Source organism: Noviherbaspirillum saxi (genome assembly GCF_003591035.1).
GTDB classification, from domain to species: Bacteria; Pseudomonadota; Gammaproteobacteria; order Burkholderiales; family Burkholderiaceae_D; genus Noviherbaspirillum; species Noviherbaspirillum saxi.
On sequence record NZ_QYUO01000001.1, the window covers coordinates 19,759 to 41,446 of the forward strand.

22 protein-coding genes are annotated in these 21,688 nt (G+C 60.6%); 2 read left to right on the top strand and 20 right to left on the bottom strand.

Going from position 1 to position 21,688, the window contains the following annotated elements; genetic code table 11:
- Window positions 1–377: 377 nt before the first annotated feature.
- Both D3871_RS00115 and D3871_RS00120 read left to right on the top strand, forming a co-directional pair.
- A complete protein-coding gene (locus tag D3871_RS00115; RefSeq protein ID WP_119767063.1) occupies window positions 378–1,235 on the top strand; it encodes an enoyl-CoA hydratase-related protein in 858 nt (285 codons plus the stop codon).
- Between the two features lie 52 nt (window positions 1,236–1,287).
- Window positions 1,288–2,190, top strand: a complete 903-nt coding sequence (locus tag D3871_RS00120) for an SDR family oxidoreductase (protein WP_119767064.1) — start codon at window positions 1,288–1,290, stop codon at window positions 2,188–2,190.
- A gap of 49 nt (window positions 2,191–2,239) precedes the next feature.
- Here D3871_RS00120 and D3871_RS00125 read toward each other — a convergent pair whose 3' ends face one another.
- From D3871_RS00125 to aceK, 20 genes are all read right to left on the bottom strand, one after another.
- On the bottom strand, window positions 2,240–3,148 hold the full coding sequence (locus D3871_RS00125) for an MBL fold metallo-hydrolase (protein ID WP_119767065.1): 909 nt from the start codon (window positions 3,146–3,148) through the stop codon (window positions 2,240–2,242).
- Window positions 3,145–3,594 carry a hypothetical protein gene (locus D3871_RS00130; protein ID WP_119767066.1) on the bottom strand — a complete coding sequence of 150 codons (450 nt, stop codon included), beginning with the start codon at window positions 3,592–3,594 and terminating at the stop codon, window positions 3,145–3,147. The genes D3871_RS00125 and D3871_RS00130 overlap by 4 nt, the downstream gene beginning before the upstream one ends.
- Window positions 3,595–3,597: 3 nt before the next feature.
- Window positions 3,598–4,224 (bottom strand): 2-hydroxychromene-2-carboxylate isomerase, encoded by a 627-nt coding sequence (locus D3871_RS00135; protein WP_119767067.1) that lies wholly within the window; start codon window positions 4,222–4,224, stop codon window positions 3,598–3,600.
- Between the two features lie 23 nt (window positions 4,225–4,247).
- Window positions 4,248–4,448 carry a DUF1289 domain-containing protein gene (locus D3871_RS00140; RefSeq protein WP_119767068.1) on the bottom strand — a complete coding sequence of 67 codons (201 nt, stop codon included), beginning with the start codon at window positions 4,446–4,448 and terminating at the stop codon, window positions 4,248–4,250.
- Window positions 4,448–4,951, bottom strand: coding sequence for a YbaK/EbsC family protein (locus D3871_RS00145; RefSeq protein ID WP_119767069.1), 504 nt, complete (start codon window positions 4,949–4,951; stop codon window positions 4,448–4,450). The genes D3871_RS00140 and D3871_RS00145 overlap by 1 nt, the downstream gene beginning before the upstream one ends.
- Complete coding sequence (locus tag D3871_RS00150; RefSeq protein ID WP_119769784.1) at window positions 4,948–5,541, bottom strand: uracil-DNA glycosylase family protein; 594 nt, start codon at window positions 5,539–5,541, stop codon at window positions 4,948–4,950. Before D3871_RS00150 ends, D3871_RS00145 begins: the two co-directional genes overlap by 4 nt.
- Window positions 5,542–5,563: 22 nt before the next feature.
- Window positions 5,564–6,472 (bottom strand): hydroxymethylglutaryl-CoA lyase, encoded by a 909-nt coding sequence (locus D3871_RS00155; RefSeq protein ID WP_119767070.1) that lies wholly within the window; start codon window positions 6,470–6,472, stop codon window positions 5,564–5,566.
- 215 nt (window positions 6,473–6,687) lie between these two features.
- Entirely contained in the window at window positions 6,688–8,718 is a 2,031-nt protein-coding gene (locus tag D3871_RS00160; RefSeq protein ID WP_119767071.1) for an acetyl/propionyl/methylcrotonyl-CoA carboxylase subunit alpha, read from the bottom strand.
- A gap of 108 nt (window positions 8,719–8,826) precedes the next feature.
- Window positions 8,827–9,858 carry a biotin synthase BioB gene (gene bioB, locus D3871_RS00165; protein ID WP_119767072.1) on the bottom strand — a complete coding sequence of 344 codons (1,032 nt, stop codon included), beginning with the start codon at window positions 9,856–9,858 and terminating at the stop codon, window positions 8,827–8,829.
- Window positions 9,858–10,592: a dethiobiotin synthase gene (gene bioD / locus D3871_RS00170; RefSeq protein WP_119767073.1), complete on the bottom strand. Its 735-nt coding sequence runs from the start codon at window positions 10,590–10,592 to the stop codon at window positions 9,858–9,860. Before bioD ends, bioB begins: the two co-directional genes overlap by 1 nt.
- Entirely contained in the window at window positions 10,589–11,776 is a 1,188-nt protein-coding gene (gene bioF / locus D3871_RS00175; RefSeq protein WP_119767074.1) for an 8-amino-7-oxononanoate synthase, read from the bottom strand. Before bioF ends, bioD begins: the two co-directional genes overlap by 4 nt.
- Before the next feature lie 2 nt (window positions 11,777–11,778).
- Window positions 11,779–13,107: an adenosylmethionine--8-amino-7-oxononanoate transaminase gene (gene bioA / locus D3871_RS00180; RefSeq protein WP_119767075.1), complete on the bottom strand. Its 1,329-nt coding sequence runs from the start codon at window positions 13,105–13,107 to the stop codon at window positions 11,779–11,781.
- Window positions 13,108–13,285: 178 nt separating this feature from the next.
- The gene (locus tag D3871_RS00185; RefSeq protein WP_119767076.1) at window positions 13,286–14,074 is read right to left on the bottom strand and encodes an enoyl-CoA hydratase/isomerase family protein; all 789 of its coding nucleotides are present in this window, start codon (window positions 14,072–14,074) and stop codon (window positions 13,286–13,288) included.
- A gap of 129 nt (window positions 14,075–14,203) precedes the next feature.
- Window positions 14,204–15,811 (bottom strand): carboxyl transferase domain-containing protein, encoded by a 1,608-nt coding sequence (locus tag D3871_RS00190; protein ID WP_119767077.1) that lies wholly within the window; start codon window positions 15,809–15,811, stop codon window positions 14,204–14,206.
- Window positions 15,811–16,221, bottom strand: a complete 411-nt coding sequence (locus D3871_RS00195) for a YchJ family protein (protein ID WP_119767078.1) — start codon at window positions 16,219–16,221, stop codon at window positions 15,811–15,813. The genes D3871_RS00190 and D3871_RS00195 overlap by 1 nt, the downstream gene beginning before the upstream one ends.
- Complete coding sequence (locus tag D3871_RS00200) at window positions 16,221–16,622, bottom strand: rhodanese-like domain-containing protein (protein WP_119767079.1); 402 nt, start codon at window positions 16,620–16,622, stop codon at window positions 16,221–16,223. The genes D3871_RS00195 and D3871_RS00200 overlap by 1 nt, the downstream gene beginning before the upstream one ends.
- Window positions 16,623–16,646: 24 nt before the next feature.
- Entirely contained in the window at window positions 16,647–17,777 is a 1,131-nt protein-coding gene (locus D3871_RS00205) for an acyl-CoA dehydrogenase family protein (RefSeq protein ID WP_119767080.1), read from the bottom strand.
- A gap of 21 nt (window positions 17,778–17,798) precedes the next feature.
- On the bottom strand, window positions 17,799–18,467 hold the full coding sequence (locus D3871_RS00210) for an SDR family oxidoreductase (protein WP_119767081.1): 669 nt from the start codon (window positions 18,465–18,467) through the stop codon (window positions 17,799–17,801).
- A gap of 227 nt (window positions 18,468–18,694) precedes the next feature.
- Window positions 18,695–19,879: an acetyl-CoA C-acetyltransferase gene (locus D3871_RS00215; RefSeq protein WP_119767082.1), complete on the bottom strand. Its 1,185-nt coding sequence runs from the start codon at window positions 19,877–19,879 to the stop codon at window positions 18,695–18,697.
- Window positions 19,880–19,894: 15 nt separating this feature from the next.
- Window positions 19,895–21,688, bottom strand: a complete 1,794-nt coding sequence (gene aceK / locus D3871_RS00220) for a bifunctional isocitrate dehydrogenase kinase/phosphatase (protein ID WP_119767083.1) — start codon at window positions 21,686–21,688, stop codon at window positions 19,895–19,897.

Sequence of the window (21,688 nt, forward strand, 5' to 3'; positions counted from 1 at the left end):
GCATCACCCCCATCCTAGCCTTCCCCCTGCAAGGGGGAAGGGACCGTGCGGCGCCAGGTGGTAGGCCGAAGCACTTGACTACCGTTGCGCTTAGAGGCTTTAGTAGTTCCCCTTCTGCCGACGCCAAAAGATTGCAGCATTAAGCGGAAAAAGAAGCGCAGTTGTCTGAGCCGAAGGCGAGTTCTGCGCTTCCCGCTTGATGCTGCAATCTTTTGGGAACCCCGCAGGGGCGCGGCAGTAGGGTCGCCTTTCTTTGCTTACTTTCTTTGGCGAAGCAAAGAAAGTAAGTGGCCCGCCGGGGCCAGTCCCGGCAAGCCACCACGAAGAAACACCAGCCCAGAATCACCGAAGAGAAAACATAACAAAGGAGACCAGCAATGCAATACAAATGCCTCACCCTAACCATCACCAACAAAATCGCCCACCTAACCCTAAACCGCCCCACCACCCTCAACACCATGCACCCGGTCCTCTGGCGCGAACTCACCCACGCCCTCACCACTTTGCAGCGCGAAGCTTCCGCCAGAGCCTTAGTCATCTCGTCCACCGGAAAACACTTCACCGCCGGCATGGCGCTCGACGTCTTCGGCGCCGACAGCGGCATCACCCTCAACGACACCACCGCGTCCGGCCGCGCCAACATCCATCCGCAACTAAGCGACATGCAACAGGCATTCACCCTGATCGAGCAATTGCGCATGCCGGTGATCGCCGCGATCCAGGGCGGCTGCATCGGCGGCGGCGTCGACATGGTCAGCGCCTGCGATATCCGCCTCGCGACCGCCGATGCTTTCTTCTGCATCCAGGAAATCAATATCGGCATGACCGCCGATCTCGGCACGCTGCAACGGCTGCCCAAGCTGATTCCCGAAGGCATCGTGCATGAAATGGCCTACACCGGCCGCCGCTTGCCGGCACAACGCGCGCTCGCGGTCGGTTTGGTCAATGAAGTATTCGACACGCAGCAGACAATGCTGGAAGCCGCACTGCAGATGGCGCGCGAAATTGCCGAAAAGCCACCAGTGGCGATCTGGGGCAGCAAGCAGGCAATCCACTATGCACGCGATCATTCGACCCACGATGCCTTGCAGCAGATGGGCTGGCTGCAATCGGGCATCTGGCAGACCGGCAATCTGGTCGAAGCCTTCACGGCCAAACAGCAGGGACGCGCGCCGCAATTTGACGATCTGGCGCCGCTGCATGCATTCGATGAAGGCAAGTACGAATTGAAATAACCCGCACCCGCATTTTCCGCATTTTCCGCATTTTCACAATAAGGAGACGATCATGTTTGAACCGAAACTCATGCAAGGCAAACGCATCCTGGTCACCGGCGGCGGCACCGGCCTCGGCCGCGCGATGGCGGAAAAATACCTGTCGCTCGGCGCCGACATCTACATCTGCGGCCGCCGCAAGCCGGTCTGCGACGAGACCGCGCAGGAAATGATGGCGGCCCATGGCGGCAGCGTCAAAACCTTCGGCATCGATATCCGTGACGCCGCCGCGGTCGACGACATGGTCGAACAGATTTTTGCGGAAGGTCCGCTGACCGGCCTGGTCAACAATGCGGCCGGCAATTTCATTTCACCGACATCGGCGCTGTCGCCGCGCGGTTTCGATGCGATCGCCAATATCGTGATGCACGGTACCTTTTATGTCACGCACGCGGTCGGCCGGCGCTGGGTCGAGATGGCGGCCAAGGGACAATGGAAACCGGAAGACGGCTACCGCAGCGTCGTGTCCATCATCGTTACCTGGGTATTGAACGGCGGCCCCTTCGTGGTGCCTTCATCGATGAGCAAAGCCGCGATCCATGCGATGACGATGTCGCTCGCCACCGAATGGGCGCAGTATGGCATTCGCTTGAACGCGATCGGTCCGGGCGAAATTCCGACCGAAGGCATGAGCAAGCGCCTCAATCCCGGCGAAGCGCCCGGCGCCCGTTCCGCGAAAATCAATCCGATGGGTCGCGCAGGCAAGATGGAAGAGTTGCAAAACCTGGCGACTTTCCTGATGAGCAATGGCTGCGACTGGCTGACCGGCCAGGCGATCATGATGGACGGCGGCAATCATCTGGCGACCGGCGGCAATTTCTATGAATTGCGTTCCTGGTCCGAGCAGCAATGGAAAGATGCGCGCGACCGCATCGAGGAGCAAAACAAGAAGGATCGGGAACAGCGCACCACCTGATACAGCGAATACAGTGCAGCGGATCGGCAGGCAAGGCCTGCTGATCCTTTCAGTTCCGATCCAGCAGCGCCCCGTCCCTGACCTCGGCCGCCCCCGCCTTTACCAGCTGATCGACCGCCCATTGCGCAAGCGCTGTTTCGTCTTTGTGCAAGAAGCGGCGATTCGATTCGCGGAACAGATACATGTCGGCCAACAATCGCGGCACCTCGGCCAGCGGCAGGTGTTGTTTTTCCAGCAACAGGAATTTCAGCAAGACCTTGACCGCATTCTGCGCATTGCGCGCCGGATCGGCGGCGAAGTAATCGAGCCGCGAATAAGCGGTAGCCAATGCCTTGCCGATGTCGGTAAACGGTGCCCCGTGGCCGGGGATCACCTGCTTCACATCGAGCGATGCGATCATGTCCAGCGTTGCGCGCACTTCCGCGAATCCTGATTCGCCTTCCAGTTCCGGAAACACCACGCCGAAGCCATGCTCCCATAAGGCATCGGCGGAAATCAGGATGCCTTCGTCGGGACAAAAGAACACCAGCGAATGCGGGTCATGCCCCGGCGCGCCCAGCACCTGCCATCGCAAATCGCCCAGCGTGATCACGTCGCCTGGCGTCAATGTGTCATCGAACGCAAAGCGCTCGCATTGCTGCCCGGTTGCTTCGTAGGTCAGTTCGTCTTCATTCCAGGAGCGTACCTTGGCCGCTTCGGCGGCCGGAATCGCAGTGCGGCATTTAAAGCGCCGCTGCAGGGCGGCGTTGCCGCCGCAATGGTCGGAATGCAAATGCGTGTTGAGCAAGCGGTCCAGCGGACGTCCCTGCAGCGCATGCTCGACCAGCGTCACGGTTTGCGCGGCATGCGTTGCATAACCGCTATCCACCAGCGCGGTGCCGTCACGGCCGGTAAACAGAATATTGTTCGACGATAGCCAGCCGCGCTCGAACACTTGCATGCTTGCAGGCAGTTTCATTTCTTTGCCTGGAAAGCGACTGAAATTCTGGCGAACTCGACCAGGAGGGCTTGCGAGCCGCCGTTGAAGGTGGTGAATGTATTCCCTGCGCGTACGATCAGGCGCGGCGGGAAGATCGCCGACAGGAAAGGGATGCCAATCAGTTTCGCACTGTGGACGTTGCTCCATTCGACATGGCGGTTGTACATCCAGTACTGGGTGATGCCCTTATCGTCAATCGTGACAGTGGAACGCAAAAACCAGTAATAGCTGAACAGCAGCATCAGCCCCGCACCGGCCAGCAAAGCCTTGACGCCGAACCCGTATTCCGAGAGCGGGAAGCGTAGCGCAATATTCGCTCCATATACAGCCACCAGGGCCGTGATAACAGTGGCGACAAACTTGAACCACAGGCCATATGCGGGGCCGCTTACGGTGTGCTGCGGCTTGTAGAAATTGGGTGTCATTGTTTATCTGTTACGTTGCACGCCTTGCGGCACCTGTGCGGCATGGCGAAAGGGTTCGGACTGGAAGAAGGAATCGCCATTCAGATAGGCGGCCAGCATGTCGGTCGAATCCAGTCCCCAGAAGCGACGATTATCCACCACCGCGGTTGGGACGCCAAACACGCCGGCCGCAATCGCCTGCTCGCCGTTGCTGCGCAACTGCTGCTTGACTTCGGGCGCATCGAGCATCTCGGGCGTCGCGCCCATTTCCTGCAGCAAGCCGGCGAAGCTGTCGGTATCCGCAGGCAGCCTGCCTTCGCGCCAGACCCAGCGGAACAGTCTTTGCACGACGGGCGGCGTGGCGCCGAGCGCGATGCACAGGCGCAGCAGTGGCAAGGGATTGAACGGATGCTGCGCCGGCATCGTCATCGGGATGCCATGCTTGTGCGCCAGCCAGAGGCAATGCTCGTACGTCCATTGGCGCTTGGGCACGATTTCAGCCGGTCCCTTGTTGTCCCAATGCCCGAGCAAGGCGGCGAACAGCACCGGCTTGAGCGTGAGCTTTGCGTCGGCCGGCAGTGTGTGCAGCAGTTCTGCCTGCAGGTAGGAAAAGGGCGAAATGAAATCGAAGTACCAGTCGATCTGATGCATGACGAAACTCCTGCTGCCGGTTGCTAAAAAACGGCGTGTTGCCGTCGTCGTATCTCTATCCACACCGCGCGCTTCGCCTCTTCGGTCGAAGTGCTCCATTTCACGATTTCATCGATGGTGCGAAAGCATCCTTCGCACAAGCCGGTCTGCGTATCCATCTTGCAGATATTGATGCATGGCGAAGGCACTTTGCCCATGTCGCTGGAGGGATCGTACTCGACCATCACGCCGCTTCCGATTGACTACGCAATGCGACATCGACCACCGGGGCGCCGGTCATCGCCTGCAGCTGCGCCGGCGTCAGGTTGAATACCGCATGCGGATGGCCGGCCGCGGCCCAGACGCTGGGCAATTGCATCAGGTCGGCATCGATCAGCATCACGGTCTTGTCGACATGGCCGACCGGGCATACGCCGCCGATCGCATAACCGATCCGGGTCTTGACGAATTTAGCATCGGCACGGCCGAGCGGACCGACGATCGCCGCCACCTTGTGCTCGTCAACCCGGTTCGCGCCGCTGGCGACCACCATCACCGCCGCGTCATCGGACAGGCGGCGGAATACGATCGACTTGGCGATTTCGGCAACGCTGCAGCCGAGTCCGGCAGCGGCTTCGGCCGAAGTCTTGCCGGTTTCCGGCAGCATCACCACCGGCTTGTCGTGGCCCAGCGTGACCAGCAGATCGGCCACGCGCTGCGCGGTGTCGGGAAGTGTTGTTGTGTTCATTGTGCGTTCAATATCGATTGGATGCGCCGCCGCAGTTCCGGCAACACGTCTTGCTCGAACCACGGATGGGTGGTGAACCAGTAACGGTTGCGCGGGCTCGGGTGCGGCAACGGCAGGTAATACGGCAAATACTCGCGGTATGCCGCGACGGTTTCGGTCAGCGTCGGCTTGCCATTGTCGCGCAAATAAAATTCCTGCGCATACCGCCCGATCAGCAAGGTCAGTTGCACTTCCGGCATCGCTTCAAGCAAGGGTGCATGCCATGCCGGCGCACATTCCGGCCGTGGCGGCAGATCGCCGTTGCGGCCCTTGCCCGGATAGCAGAATGCGGTCGGCACGATGGCGACCCGCCCCGGATCGTAAAAGTCTTCGCGCGACAGTTGCAGCCAGGTGCGCAGGCGGTCGCCGGACGGATCGTTCCAGGGAATGCCGGTGTCATGCACCTTGCGACCCGGCGCCTGCCCGACGATCAGCAAGCGTGCGCCCGCGCCGGCCTGCACTACCGGACGCGGGCCATGCGGCAGATGCATGGCGCAGCGCTGGCATGCGCCGATTTCGGATAACAGCAAGGGAAGCCGCTTGTCATTCATTCCTGTTCGCGACGCTTGCTTTTTATCCGAGCCGCTTTGCAGCAATCGCATTGCCGGCACGGCTGACCGCCTTGCGGCCGAGATGCTGAGAAATGAATTGTCCGGCATCGACCACCTTGTCGAGCTCGATGCCGGTATCGATGCCGAGCCCGTTCATCAGATACAGCACGTCTTCGGTTGATACATTGCCGGTCGCGCCCTTTGCATAGGGACAACCGCCGAGACCGGCGACCGAGGAATGGAAAATCGCAATGCCGACTTCCATGCTGGCGTAGATGTTGGCGCTCGCCTGGCCATAGGTGTCGTGGAAATGGCCGGACAGGCGCTCGATCGGGAATTCGCGCGCGACGCGTTCCATCACGGCCTGCACTTTCTTTGGCGTGCCCACGCCGATGGTGTCGGCGATATCGATTTCATCGCAGCCGAGTTCACGCAGCCGGCGCACCACGTCGGCCACGCTGTCGGCCGGCACCTCGCCCTGGTAAGGGCAGCCGAACGAGCAGCTGATGCTGCCGCGCAAGCGGATATGGTGTTGCTTGGCCGCTTGCGCGACATCGCGGAAACGCTCTATCGATTCGGCGATCGAGCAATTGATATTCTTTTGCGAAAACGCTTCCGACGCCGCGCCGAAAATCACCACTTCATCGGCCTTGGCCGCAATGGCGGCTTCCAGGCCTTTCATGTTCGGCGTCAGCGCGGAATAGATCACGCCGGGCTTGCGCCGGATCTTGTCCATTACCTCGGCCGATGTCGCCATTTGCGGCACCCATTTCGGCGAGACGAACGAAGCCGCTTCGATATTGATGAAGCCGGCGTCGGTCAGGCGATCGACCAGTTCGATCTTGACCTCGGCGGGGATGGTTTCCTTTTCGTTCTGCAAGCCGTCGCGCGGGCCGACTTCGACGATTTTGACTTTGCTTGGAAGGGTCATGATGTTTCTTTCCTACGATTCGTTATCCGATGTTGCACGACGGGCTCTTGCGCCTGCAAGCCCCCTATCCTGTCCCCGTCATTCCCGCGAAGGCGGGAATCCATAAGCCAGCGGATCGAAGATACTCAGCATGGATTCCCGCTTTCGCGGGAATGACGGGGGATGAAGTCGGTTGGCCCAGCCGCAACCACCCGCCCTCGCATAAAAAGCCGTTGCTACGCCGCCTTGAACGCCAGCAACTGCGCGCCTTCGGCCACCTGGTCGCCGACCGCATACAGCAATTCCTCGACCGTGCCATTGGCCGGCGCAGCGATCGTATGTTCCATCTTCATCGCTTCCATGATCAGCAATGGTGCGCCTTTTTCCACGGTCTTGCCTTGCTCGACCAGCAGCGCGACGATCTTGCCCGGCATCGGCGCGGTGAGACGGCCGCCTTCGGCTTCCGCTTCGCCCGCGTGCGCGAGCGGATCGTTGTAGTCGAGCACATAATGCGCGCCGCCCGAAAACACATGAAATACATCGCCCGCGCGCACCACCGTGCCGCGTATCGCCGTGCCATCGACCTTGATCACCAGATGCTGGCCAGTGCGTTCGACCAGGGTCATGGCCGACACGGCATTGTTCAGTCCCAGGCTCCAGCCGGTGTCGCGGTAACCGACAGTCAGCACATAGCTATTGGCTTCTTCGGCAAATTCCAGGGTGCGTGCAAGCACGCCATTCATGCGCCAGCCGCTGGTATTGGCCCAGGGATCATTCGCAGCCGCGCCTGCATTTTGCTCGGACGACAACAACGAAGCCGCCGCCAGGCCGAGGATGTGCACCGATGCCGGTTGCGCTTGCGGAAACAAGGCATCGTGGTGCCGTTCGATCAATCCGGTATCCAGATCGGCTTGCGAAAACGGCTGGCTTTCCACCAGGCGCTTCAGAAACGCGACATTGGTGGCCAGTCCGACCACCTGGAATTCCGACAAGGCTTGCGACATGTGCGCCAGCGCTTCTTCCCGGTCATTGCCCCAGACAATCAGCTTCGCGATCATCGGATCGTAGAACGGCGAAATCGCATCATGCTGGCGCACGCCGGAATCGATCCGCACCGCAGCCGGATTGCCGGGCACGTCGCCATTGCCCAACTGGAAGGTGACTGCTGGCGGCGTGTGCATGTGCCGCAGCGTGCCGATCGAGGGCAGGAAACCCTTTTCCGGATTTTCCGCATAGATGCGCGCTTCCAGCGCATGACCGTGGATCCGCAGTTGTTCCTGCGTCTTCGGCAAGGTTTCGTCGAACGCGATGCGCAATTGCCACTCGACCAGATCGAGGCCGGTGATCATTTCAGTGACCGGATGCTCAACCTGCAGGCGGGTATTCATTTCCATGAAATAAAAATTGCCGTCCTCGCCGTTACGACTTTCTTCTGCGATGAATTCCACCGTACCGGCGCCGACATAGCCGACCGCCTTGGCCGCCGCGACCGCCGCCTCGCCCATCGCGCGGCGGCGCTCTTCGGTCATGCCGGGTGCCGGCGCTTCTTCCAGTACCTTCTGGTGACGCCGCTGCACCGAGCAGTCGCGCTCGAACAGGTAGACACAATTGCCATGGGTATCGGCGAATACCTGGATTTCGATATGGCGCGGACGGGTCAGGTATTTTTCGACCAGCACCTTGTCGTCGCCGAAACTGTTGATCGCTTCGCGTTTGCAGGATTCCAGCGCGGCCTTGAAGTCGGCGCTTTTTTCGACAATGCGCATGCCCTTGCCGCCGCCGCCGGCGCTGGCCTTGAGCAACACCGGATAGCCGATCTTGTCGGCCTGTTCCTGCAGGAAGGCGGCATCCTGATTGTCGCCGTGATAACCGGGCACCAGCGGCACATTCGCCTTTTCCATCAGCGCCTTGGCCGCCGATTTCGAGCCCATCGCATGAATCGCCGAGGCGGGCGGGCCGATGAAGGCCAGTCCCGCCTTGGCGCAGGCGTTGGCGAAGTCTTCGTTCTCGGACAAGAAGCCATAGCCGGGATGGATCGCTTGCGCACCGGTCGCGAGCGCGACTTCGATGAGCTTGTCGGCGCGCAGGTAGCTTTCCTTGGCGGGCGGCGGGCCGATCAGGACCGATTCTTCGCACACGGCAACGTGCTTGGCATTGGCATCGGCTTCCGAATACACCGCGACGCTTTTGACGCCGAGACGATGTGCGGTAGCGGCGACGCGGCAGGCGATTTCGCCGCGATTGGCGATCAGGATTTTGGTGAACACGCTGGCTCCTTGTGGGTGTGGCGGTTGTTGTGTCTCTTGTTGTATCTCTTGTTGTAATGCTTTCTTGGTACGGTCCCCTCCCCCTCGTAGGGGGAGGGAGCCCTACAGTTACTCCGTTACCGCGAGCTTCGCATCGACCTGCGTATGCTTGATTTTCATCCCGAGCTTGTTGAGCAAGGCCATGTCCGCATTCGCATCCGGATTGCCGGTGGTCAGCAGCTTGTCGCCATAGAAGATGGAATTGGCGCCGGCCTGGAAACACATCGCCTGCACCGCCTCGCCCATTTCGCGGCGGCCAGCCGACAGGCGCACCCGCGCTTTCGGCATCGTGATGCGCGCCACCGCGATGGTGCGCACGAATTCCAGCGGATCGAGCGGATCGAGGCCATGCAGCGGCGTGCCTTCGACCTGCACCAAGTGGTTGATCGGCACCGATTCCGGATACGGATCGAGGTTGGCGACCTGCGCGATCAGTCCGGCGCGCTGGCGGCGCGATTCGCCCATGCCGACGATGCCGCCGCAGCACACCTTGATGCCGGCATTGCGCACCTTGTCCAGCGTGTCGAGGCGGTTTTCATAATTGCGCGTGGTGATGATGTCGTTATAAAACTCGGGCGCGGTATCGAGGTTGTGGTTGTAGTAATCGAGGCCGGCCGCGGCCAGCCGTTCGGCTTGTCCGTCTTCCAGCATGCCCAGCGTCGCGCAGGCTTCCAGACCCAGTTCCTTGACGCCGCGCACCATGGCTTCCACATGGTCGAGATCGCGGTCTTTCGGGCCGCGCCAGGCGGCGCCCATGCAAAAGCGGGTCGCGCCATGGGCCTTGGCGGCGCGGGCAGCTTCAAGCACGGTTTCCAGTTCCAGCAGCTTCTGCGCGGTCACGCCGGTGTCGTAACGTGCCGCCTGCGGGCAGTAACCGCAGTCTTCCGGGCAACCGCCGGTCTTGATCGACAACAGGGTAGCGAGTTCGACTTCCTGCGGATCGAAGTGCTGGCGATGGATTTGCTGCGCACGAAACAGCAAGTCGCTGAACGGCAAGTTGAACAATTCGAGCACCTTTTCTTCCGGCCAGACTTGCGCTGCAGCCACGCGGGCAGCCGCAGGTGTGCGGATCTCATGAAACGTAATGGCTTGAGACGACATCAGACTTCCTTTACATCAGCGTGAAACGGCGCTTGCAAGACCGGCAGCGGCCAGTCTGGCAAGCATGAAAAATCCAGGTAAGCGGCGGCGGCGGACGGGTCTGCCGCCGGCAGGCGCGGTATGCAGCCAAGCAATGGCGCATCGAGGCGAACACGCAATGCATCGATGTTTTCCTGCGCGTGGCGCATGGCAGGGTCGACCACATTGGCAATCCAGCCAACCAGCCTGAGTCCGCGCGCGGCGATGGCTTCGGCAGTCAGCAAGGCATGGTTGAGGCAGCCAAGGCGCAGACCGACCACCATGATCACCGGCAGTCCGAGTTGTTGCGCCAGATCGGCGGTATCGGCCGTGTCCGATAATGGTACGTTGAATCCGCCGACGCCTTCGACCACCACCGCGTCAGCAAGCTCGGCCACACGTTCATAGCAAAGCCGGATATGCGCCGGATCGATCCGCACGCCTTCGTGCGCGGCAACGATATGCGGTGCCGCCGCGTCGCGCAACAGGTAAGGCGTCGTCAGTTCGAGCGGCAGACTGATGCCGGCCACGGCGGCCAGCGCGTCCACATCCTCGTTATGCAAAACGCCATCGCGCAGTTCGGCCCCGGCCGCAACCGGCTTCATGCCGGCCGCGCGCAAACCCGATTGCGTCAATGCATGCAGCAAGGCGCTAGATACGAGCGTCTTGCCGATTTCGGTATCGGTGCCGGTGACGAAATAGGCGGGCTTGTTCACGCGACGCTCTCCGCTTCGGCGACATTGATCGCTTGGGCAACACGGTCCACATCGGCGGCGGTATGCGCCGCTGACAAGGCCACGCGCAGGCGTGCGGTGTCGGCTGGCACGGTCGGCGGCCGGATCGCGGTTACCCACAATCCTTGCTCGAGCAAGGAGGCGGATGCGCGCAATGCCTCTGCATTCTGGCCGATGATGACCGGCTGGATCGCGGTGTCCGAGGCAAACAATTGCCAGCGCTGCAAATGCAATGCCGCTTTCAGTTGCGCGATCAGTTGCTGCAAATGGGCGCGGCGAATCGCACCTTCATGCCCGCTGATCAGATCGATGCTGGTCAGCAGTGCATGCGCGAGGGCCGGCGCACCGGCAGTCGTGTAGATATACGGACGCGCGCGCTGCACCATCCACTCGATCACGGTCGCATGGGCGGCAACGAATGCGCCGCCGACACCGGCTGCCTTGCCGAGCGTGCCCATGTAGATCAGATAGGGCGAACGCAGGTTGAAATGTTCCAGCGCACCGCGTCCCTGTGCACCCAGCACGCCGAAGCCATGGGCGTCATCGACCACCAGCCACGCGCCATATTGTTCGCATAGCGCGAGCAATCGCGGCAATGGCGCGAGATCGCCATCCATGCTGAATACGCTGTCGGTAACAACGACCTTGGTCTTTGCGCTGCTGGCCTTGAGCAGGCGTTCCAGCGCCTCGGTATCGCCATGCGCATAAACTTGGACCTTGGCCCGCGCCAGGCGCGTACCATCGATCAGCGAAGCATGGTTCAGCGATTCGGAAAACAGGTCGGCGTCGCGCCCGGCCAGTGCGCTCAGCACAGCCAGGTTGGCCATGTAGCCGGTACAGAAATACAGCGCGCGCGCCTGTTCCAGGTGCGGCGACACGAATTCGGCGAGCCGCTCTTCCAGCAGCGCATGCGCGCGCGAATGGCCGCTGATCAGGTGCGAGCCCCCGCTGCCGACACCATAACGGGTAGCGCCTTCGCGCAAGGCTTCGATCAGGCGCGGGTGCGATGCGAGGCCAAGATAATCGTTGCTGCAGAATGCCAGCAACTTCCTGCCATCGACTGTGACGTGCGGCGCGCAAGGCGTATCCGCGGTACGCCGGCGACGCAGCAGTTTTTGCCCGTCCAGCGCCTGCAGTTGTTGTTCAAGATCAGCCAGTAATTGCATGGTCATGCTCCGATCACTTGGTTGAACACTGCCTGCGTACGGACGGCAAGCAATGCGATTTCTTCATCGTCGAGGATGTACGGAGGCATCAGGTACACCGTGCGACCGATGGGACGCAGGAGCAATTCATGCTGCAAGGCTGCAGTAAAAAACTTGCGCGAAAACGCGGGATCATCGACGACAGCGTCGAATGCCCAGATCATGCCGCGCTGGCGCACATTGCTGGCTTGCGGATGCGACGCCAATGGCTGCAAGGCTTCGGCAAGACGTTCCGACCGCTGCCGGTTGCGTTCAATGACCTTGTCTTCGTCGAAAATCGCCAGTGTCGCCAACGCGGCACGGCAGGCCAGCGGATTGCCGGTATAGGAATGCGAATGCAGAAAGCCGCGTCGCACATCGCTGTCGTAAAAGCCTTGATAGATTGCATCGCGCGTCATCACCAGCGACAAGGGCAGGTAACCGCCGCTGATGCCCTTGGACAGGCAAAGGAAATCCGGCCAGATGCCGGCCTGTTCGCAGGCAAAGAAAGTGCCGGTGCGGCCGCAGCCGACCGCGATCTCATCGGCGATCAAGTGGACCTGGTGGCGGTCGCACAGCGCGCGTAGTTCGGACAGATAGACCGGGTCGTACATCGCCATGCCGGCCGCACATTGCACCAGCGGCTCCACGATGACGGCGGCGATCTTGCCTGTGCGTTGCTGCAGCAGTTTGTCGAGGTCTTGCACTGCCCGGCGCGCAACATCGGCCGCCGATTCGCCGTCCCGGGCAGCGCGTGCATCGGGCGACGTCACCACATGCGCATGCTGCAACAGCGGGCCATAGGCATCGCGGAACAGCGGCACATCGGTAACCGCCAACGCGCCAATGGTTTCGCCGTGATAGCTGCCCTTGAGGCAAACGAATTCGCGCTTGTCGGTCTGGCCGCTATTGCGCCAGAAATGAAAACTCATCTTCAATGCGATTTCGACCGCGGAGGCGCCGTCGGACGCATAAAAGCAATGTCCAAGCACGTGATTGGTGCGTGCCGCGAGCTGTTCCGACAGCGTGATCACCGGCTCATGCGTGAAACCAGCGAGCATCGCATGCTCGAGTCGGTCAAGCTGGTCCTTCAGCGCGGCATTGATGCGCGGATTCGCGTGGCCGAACAGATTGACCCACCAGGAACTGATGGCATCCAGATAACGGCGGCCGCCGGCTTCGTACAGCCAGGCGCCGCGCCCATGGCTGACCGGCACCAGCGGGACGGTCTCATGGTGCTGCATTTGCGTGCACGGGTGCCAGACGCTTTTCAGGCTGCGGGCGACCCAGTCGGTTTGTTCAGTTGCGTTCAATACGGCTCCAAGACTTCAGTGTGACTAGTAACATCCGCTTGAATCAATGAGCGGGCTCGTTCCGTCACGAAGGGCATCCGGCGCAGGCGAAAGAAAGCTAGAGAAAGCACAATCAGCTTCTCCCTCGAGAGAAATCAATGCTTCGTTACTCTCGGCCGCTTTCAGGAATGGGCTGAGCCTAATCGTCCAACCACCCCGGCTTGCGCTTCTCCAAAAACGACCTCACTCCTTCCCTGCCCTCTTCCGAACTGCGTATATCCGCTATCCGCCGCGCAGTATCGACAATCAACTCCTGGCTCAAGGGCACGCCGGCGATATCCCGTACCAGGCGCTTTGCTTCCTTGACTGCATGGGGGCTGTTCGACACCAGCGCCTTGACGACATCGGCAACCGCCGTATCGAGGGCGTCGGCACTGACCACCGAATGGACGAAACCGATGCGGTGAGCTTCCTGCGCGGAAAAACGCTCGGCTGTGAGGAAATACCGGCGTGCGGCGTTTTCTCCCATGGCCTTGATGACGTAAGGCGAGATTGTCGCAGGAATCAGGCCCAGTTTTACTTCGCTCAGACAAAAATGCGTTGTCTCAATGGCAACAGCAACGTCGCAGGCGGCGACCAGACCCATGCCGCCGGCATAGCAATCGCCCTGAATCCTGGCGATCACCGGCTTGGGACAGGTGTAGATGGTGTGCAGCATATGGGCAAGCTGCATGGCGTCGGCACGGTTTTCTTCATGCGTGTAGCCAGCCATCTTTTTCATCCAGTTGAGATCGGCGCCGGCGCAGAATGCGAGGCCACTGGCCGCAAGTACGATCGCGCGCACGCTGCCGTCGACACCAAGATTGCGAAATGCCTGCGTCAGTTCGGCGATGGAGGTTTCGTTGAATGCATTGCGCACATCGGGACGGTTCAGCGTGACGGTGGCGACGCCGGACTCCACGCTGACATCAAGGGTTTGCCAGTTCATAATCACTCCTTCCAAACGATCTGATCGTCGACCGCAGACAGCTTGCAGTCGGTCTTTGCATATTTTTTGCAGAAATCGAACGCCTTTGCCGGCGCGTCACGGCTGGACGCAAAACCGAATGCGCCGCCCTCACATCCGGAACACGCCGAACTTGGTTTCCGGGATCGGCGCATTCAGCGATGCGGAAAGTCCCAGTCCCAGCACCATCCGGGTATCGGCCGGATCGATCACGCCGTCGTCCCACAGACGCGCGGTCGCATAGTAGGGATGGCCCTGGTGCTCGTACTGTTCGCGGATCGGCTGCTTGAAGGCTTCCTCTTCTTCCTTGCTCCAGCTGCCGCCCTTGCCTTCGATGCCGTCGCGCTTGACGGTCGCCAGCACACTAGCCGCCTGGTCGCCGCCCATTACCGAAATGCGCGCATTCGGCCACATCCAGAGGAAGCGCGGCGAATACGCACGGCCGCACATGCCGTAATTTCCGGCGCCGAAACTGCCACCGATGATCACCGTGAACTTGGGCACCGCCGCAGTCGATACCGCGGTCACCATCTTGGCGCCGTTGCGCGCGATGCCTTCATTTTCATACTTGCGCCCGACCATGAAGCCGGTGATGTTTTGCAGGAACACCAGCGGGATCTTGCGCTGGCAGCACAGTTCAATGAAGTGCGCGCCCTTCAATGCCGATTCCGAAAACAGGATGCCGTTGTTGGCGATGATGCCGACCGGCATGCCGAAGATATGCGCAAAGCCGCACACCAGCGTGGTGCCGTAACGGGCCTTGAATTCGTCGAATTCGCTGGCGTCGACGATGCGCGCGATCACTTCGCGCACATCGAAGGGCTTGCGGGTATCGGTCGGGATCACGCCATACAATTCATGCGTATCGAATTTCGGCGCAACCGGCTCGCGCAGCACGAGTTGTTGCGGCTTCTGGCGGTTGAGATTGCCGACGATGGTGCGCGCCAGCGACAGCGCATGCAGGTCGTTCTTCGCCAGATGGTCGACCACGCCCGACAAACGGGTGTGCACGTCGCCGCCGCCGAGGTCTTCGGCGCTCACCACTTCGCCGGTCGCGGCCTTCACCAGTGGCGGGCCGCCAAGGAAGATCGTACCCTGGTCCTTCACGATGATCGATTCGTCGCTCATTGCCGGCACGTAAGCGCCGCCGGCGGTGCAGGAACCCATCACGACCGCGATTTGTGGAATACCCTTGGCCGACAGGTTGGCCTGGTTGAAAAAGATGCGGCCGAAGTGGTCGCGATCGGGAAACACATCGTCCTGGTTCGGCAGATTGGCGCCGCCGGAATCGACCAGGTAAATGCAAGGCAGGTTGTTTTGGTCGGCGATTTCCTGCGCGCGCAAATGCTTCTTGACCGTGATCGGGTAATACGTGCCGCCCTTCACCGTCGCATCGTTGCACACGATCATGCATTCCTGCCCCGCCACACGGCCGATGCCGGCAATGACGCCGGCGGCCGGCGCGGCATTGTCGTACATGTTGTAGGCCGCCATCTGCGACAGTTCGAGGAAGGGCGTGCCGGGATCGAGCAGCATTTGCACGCGGTCGCGCGGCAACAGCTTGCCGCGCGCGGTGTGCTTCTTGCGCGCGTCTTCGCCGCCGCCCAGCGCCAGCTTTTCCACTTTCGCTTTCAGGTCATCGACCAGCGCCTGCATCGCGGCGGCATTGTTCTTGAAGTCGTCCGAACGGACATTGAGTTTGGAATCGAGGATTGTCATTATTTTTTACTCTCCGGAAAACTGCCATCCACGTAAAACCACTTGCCGCCTTCGCGTACAAAGCGGCTGATTTCATGCAAGCGATGCGCGCGGCCGCCGATCTTGTAGCGCGCGACAAATTCCACCGTCGCTGCGTCACCGTCGGGCACATGCCTGCGCACTTCGAGACCCAGCCATGTCGTTTCATCGTCTTGCGCAACTGCATCGGCAGGACGGGTACTGGCATGCCAGGTCGCTTTCAGATACGCGTCGTCGTGCAGCACATAGGCGCTATAGCGCGAGCGCATCAACAGATCGGCTGACGGCGCATTGTCGCCGCCATCGATGAAGCGTCCGCAGCAGCTGCCATACGCAGTGCCGCCGCACGGGCAGGCGCGCGCCTTGCCCGTACCCATGTCCTGTTTCGGCATCAGGCTTTCTTCACTTTCTCTGCAGTCGGTGCGCCGGCTGTCTTCCACGCGCCGAAGCCGCCTTCGATATGTGCGACCTTATTCATACCCATGTCCTGCACGGTCTTGGTAGCAAGCGCGCTGCGCAGACCGCCCGCGCAAAAGAACAGATATTCCTTGCCTTCGCCGAATACCGGCTTGTAATACGGCGATTCGGGATCGACCCAGAATTCAAGCATCCCGCGCGGTGCCGGGAACGCCCCGGGGATGACACCTTCGCGTTCAAGTTCGCGCGGATCGCGGATGTCGACGAACTGCACATTGGGATCGTCATACTTTGCCATGGCTTGTTCGACAGAATAGGTCTTGACCTGGGTCATCGCTTCATCGACGAGTGCCTTGTAGCCTTTTTTCATGCTCATCTCGGATTTCCTCAAAAAACGGCTTCAGGCCAGCGCGCGGCCGATCAGGATCTTCTGGATATCGCTGGTGCCTTCGTAGATCTGGCAGACCCGCACATCGCGATAAATCCGCTCCACCGGAAAATCGCTGACGTAGCCATAGCCGCCATGGATCTGGATCGCATCGGAACACACCCGCTCCGCCATTTCACTGGCGAACAGTTTGGCCATCGCGGCTTCCTTCAAGCAAGGCTTGCCGGCATCCTTCATGCTCGCCGCATGCAGGATCAATTGACGCGCCGCTTCGATCTGCGTCGCCATGTCGGATAACTTGAACTGCACCGCCTGATGCTCGAACAGGGTCTTGCCGAAACTGGTGCGCTCCTTCGCATACGCGAGCGCTGCTTCGAATGCGGCGCGCGCCATGCCGACCGCTTGCGAGCCGATACCGATGCGCCCGCCTTCCAATCCGGACAGCGCAATCTTGTAGCCTTGCCCTTCTTCGCCGATCAGGTTTTGCGCGGGAATGCGGCAATTCTCGAACAGGATCTGTGCGGTATCGGACGAATGCTGGCCGAGCTTTTCTTCCAGCCGGGCGACGATGTAGCCGGGTGTGTTGGTCGGCACCCAGAATGCGCTGATGCCCTTCTTGCCTGCCCCCTTGTCGGTCACCGCCATCACGATCGCGACATCCGCATATTTGCCGCTGGTGATGAATTGCTTGACGCCGTTGAGTACATAATCGCCGCCGTCGCGCGTGGCAGTGGTACGCAGCGCGGACGCATCGCTGCCGACATGCGGTTCGGTCAGGCAGAATGCGCCGAGCATGTCGCCGCGCGCCAGCGGTTTGAGGAAACGCTGTTTCTGTTCATCGTTGGCATACATCATCGCGATACTGCATACCGGGCAGTTGTTGACCGAAATCACGGTCGAGGTGCCGCCATCGCCAGCCGCGATTTCTTCCAGCACCAGCGCGAGCGACACATAATCGAGACCGGCGCCGCCCAGTTCTTCTGGCACCGCGACGCCGAAGGCGCCGAGCTCGGCCAGGCCTTTCAGCTCGTCCTTGGGAAAGTGGTGCTCCTTGTCCCAGCGCGCGGCATTGGGCGCCAGACGCTCTTGCGCATAGCTGCGCAGCGCATCGCGGATCATTTCATGCTGTTCGGATAAAACCATGGTCTCCCCCTATCGTTGTTCTTACCAGGACAGTCGCTCTCCCGCGTAATTGCGGAAGCTGCCGGTGTCCTTGAGTTCGAGCGTCGCTATCACTTGCAGCAATCCGCTCACGCTTTCTTCCACTGCAATCGGGGCATCAGGTCCGCCCATGTCGGTGCGCACCCAGCCCGGGCAGAGCGCGACAAAAGTCGCTTTCGGATAATCGAAGGCAGCACTTTTGACTGTCATGTTGAGCGCGGCTTTCGACGCGCGGTAGACCCAGCCGTAACTGGCGTCCGTATCGCCGATGCTGCTCATCATGCTGGTGATGAAAGCGAACTTGCCTTGCGCAGCTTCGACCAGCGGCGCGATCAGCGGTATCGCCCGCATCGCGCCGAGCACATTGGTGTGCATGACGGCGTCGAAGTCTTCCGCGGTGGGCGGCGACGTCGCCTGCCCGCCATTGCCGTAGACGCCGGCGACATAGATTGCGAGGTCCAGCTTTTCATCGTCGAGCTGCGCCCCCAGTCCGGCCAGCGACTCGGGTTTGGTCACGTCGAGCTTGAGCGCTTGCGCGCCTTCGCTGCGCAATGTGTCCAGTCCCGCATCGTTGCGCGCGGTGGCGATGACGTTCCAGCCGGCGGCGCGCAGCTGGCGCACGAATTCACGGCCGATGCCGCGGGAAGCGCCGAGGATGAGTGCGGTGGGCATGGTGGGTTGAATGAAGTGGGAAAGAAAGGAACCGGATCCCGCGCCATCTACGTCGGATTCCCTCCCCCTTCTAGGGGGAGGGTTAGGGGCGCCCGGCGTAGGGCGGGGGTGATGCGGTCGAACTATCGCAGTCTTGTGCTCGACCGCATCACCCCCATCCCAACCTTCCCCCTTGTAGGGGGAAGGGGCCGTCAGCCAGAGTGCGACAGAATGCGATGCCTACTGACTTACACCAACTCAATCGCCATCGCCGTACCTTCACCACCACCGATGCACAGCGCCGCCACACCCAGCTTGCCGCCGGTCTTTTGCAGCGCACCGATCAGCGTGATGATGATGCGGGCACCGGAAGCGCCGATCGGATGGCCAAGTGCGCAGGCGCCGCCATGAATATTGACCTTGCTGTGCGGGATATCGTGTTCCTTCATCGCTGCCATCGGGACGGCGGCGAAGGCTTCGTTGATTTCGAACAGATCGACATCCTTGGTGGTCAGGTTCAGCTTCTTGTACAGCTTTTCAATGGCGCCGACCGGTGCGGTGGTGAACCAGTTCGGTTCCTGTGCATGGGTCGAGTGGCCGAGCACGCGGGCGATCGGCTTGCAGCCCAGCTTCTTCGCGGTCGATTCGCGCATCAGCACCAGCGCGGCAGCGCCGTCGTTGATCGACGACGAGGAAGCGGCCGTGATCGTGCCGTCTTTCTTGAATGCCGGCTTGAGCGACGGAATCTTGTCGAGCTTGGCCTTGAGCGGGCCTTCATCCTTGTCGATCACGACATCGCCGCCCTTGGCTGCGACGGTGACCGGTGCGATTTCCCATTTGAAGGAACCGTCATTGGTCGCGGCTTGCGCGCGCTTGACCGATTCGATCGCGAACGCATCCTGCTCTTCGCGGGTGAACTGGTATTTAGCCACGCACTCTTCGGCGAAGGTGCCCATTGCGCGGCCCTTGTCGTAGGCGTCTTCCAGACCGTCGAGCATCATGTGGTCGTACATCATGCCGTGGCCGATGCGGTAACCGCCGCGCGCCTTCGGAATCAGGTAAGGCGCATTGGTCATCGATTCCATGCCGCCGGCGATGACGACATCGTTGCTGCCTGCCAGCAGCGAGTCATAGCCGATCATTGCGGCTTTCATCGCCGAGCCGCACATCTTCGACAGCGTGACCGCGCCGGCCGAGGTCGGGATGCCTGCCTTGATCGCCGCCTGGCGTGCCGGAGCCTGACCCTGGCCTGCCATCAGGCAGTTGCCGAACAGGACTTCATTGACATGGCTCGGTTCGAGGTTGGCGCGCTCGACCGCGGCGCGGATCGCGGCAGCGCCGAGGTCCGAGGCAGACAATGCGGAAAAATCGCCCTGGAATGCACCCATCGGGGTACGGGCTGCGCCGACAATAACAATAGGATCGTTGTTCATCTTTAGTCTCCGAGATCAAGCGGCTTGCGCCGCGGGGGTAAGGGGTTTGTAACTGAATCGCAATTCCTGTGGATAAGGGAATACGTCTTCAACATGGCCATCCAGGATTCGCTGTTTGGCATTTTGCCAATATTGCGGGGTGAGCAGATCGGCATGGTGTTTCAAAAAGTATTTGCGCACTTCCAGATTGCCGAGCAGGAAGGTGCCGAATTGCTCGGGAAAAACATCGTTCCTTGCGACCGGATACCACGGTTCGCTGGACATTTCGTCTTCTTCATTGCGCGGCGTGGGTATGCGGCGGAAATTGCAGTCGGTGATGTACTCGATTTCATCGTAGTCGTAAAACACCACTCGGCCATGCTTGGTGACGCCGAAATTCTTGTACAGCATGTCACCGGGAAAAATGTTGACGCCGACCAGATCCTTGATCGCATTGCCGTATTCGACGATGCCATGTTCGATCGCTGCATGGTCGCCGCGCCTTTCCGCATCGTACAGCCAGATGTTCAAGGGGATCATCCGGCGCTCGATATACAGATGCTTGATGATGATTTCATCGCCTTCTTCTTCGACGATGGACGGCGCAACCTGTTTCAGGTCGGCCAGCAGTTCATTGGAAAAACGCGCGCGCGGAAACGCGACCATCGAATACTCGAGGGTGTCGGCCATGCGGCCGACGCGATCATGGTTCTTCACCAGGAGGTATTTTTCTTTCACCAGTTCGCGCGTGGTTTCCTTGGGTGGCGGGAAATAATCCTTGATCACCTTGAATACATACGGAAACGAGGGCAGCGCAAACACCACCATCACCAGCCCGCGAATGCCGGGTGCCGACTCAAAGCAGTCGGACGAGTGCTTCAGGTGATGCAGGAAGTCGCGGTAGAACGCCGCCTTGCCCAGCTTTTGCAGGCCGAGAATCGTATAGATCTCGCTGCGCGGCTTGTACGGCATCAGCGTGCGCAGGAATTGCACATACGCCGACGGCACTTCCATGTCGACCATGAAATAGGCACGCGTGAATGAAAACAGCACCGTGATCAGGGTCGGATCGAACAGCACGGTATCGAGCACCAGTTCGCGCTTGCGGTTGTACAGGATGGGCACGACGAACGGATAGATGCGGTTGCCGTTGATACCCTTGCCGATGATGTACGCGCCCTTGTTGCGGTAGAACAGCGTGGCCAATACCTGGAGCTGATGGTTGGGCTCCAGCAAGTCGGAACCAAACATCGCGCGCATGCGCGCTTCGACAAAGCCGACGTCGCGGTCGAGGTCGGCGAACGGTGCGGCCAGCTGGAAATTGGTGACTATGCGCTTGAGCGTGTAGTGCAAGCCGTCGGTGCCCGGATAATAGACCCGGTAGGTCGGGTGCATGCCTTCCGGTTCCAGGTATTCGGTCGAGACCACGGGCCGCACGAAAATGAAATCGTTGTGGAAGTAGGTGCGGTGCAGGATGTTGCAACAGACCGAATTAAAAAAGGTTTCCGCCAGTTCCGGCTGCTTGTGATTGATCAGCAGCCCGATATAGTGCAGCTTGACCTCGCGCCAGACTTCATCGCCGATTTCTTCGCGGTCGTATTCGTCTTCCAGCGCCTGTACGCATTCCTGCACGCGCGCATCGTAGAACGCGATCCGCTCGCGCGCCTTGACTTGCGCGGTTTTCCAGTCGCCGGTTTCGAAATACCGCTTGGCATCCTGGCTGGCGGCGCGAAACAGGCGATAGTGCTTGTCAAAGCCGTCCAGCATGGTGCGCGCGATATCGAACGCGATCTGGGAACTGAGGAGCTTGGGGAAGGCGGTCTGGGGCAT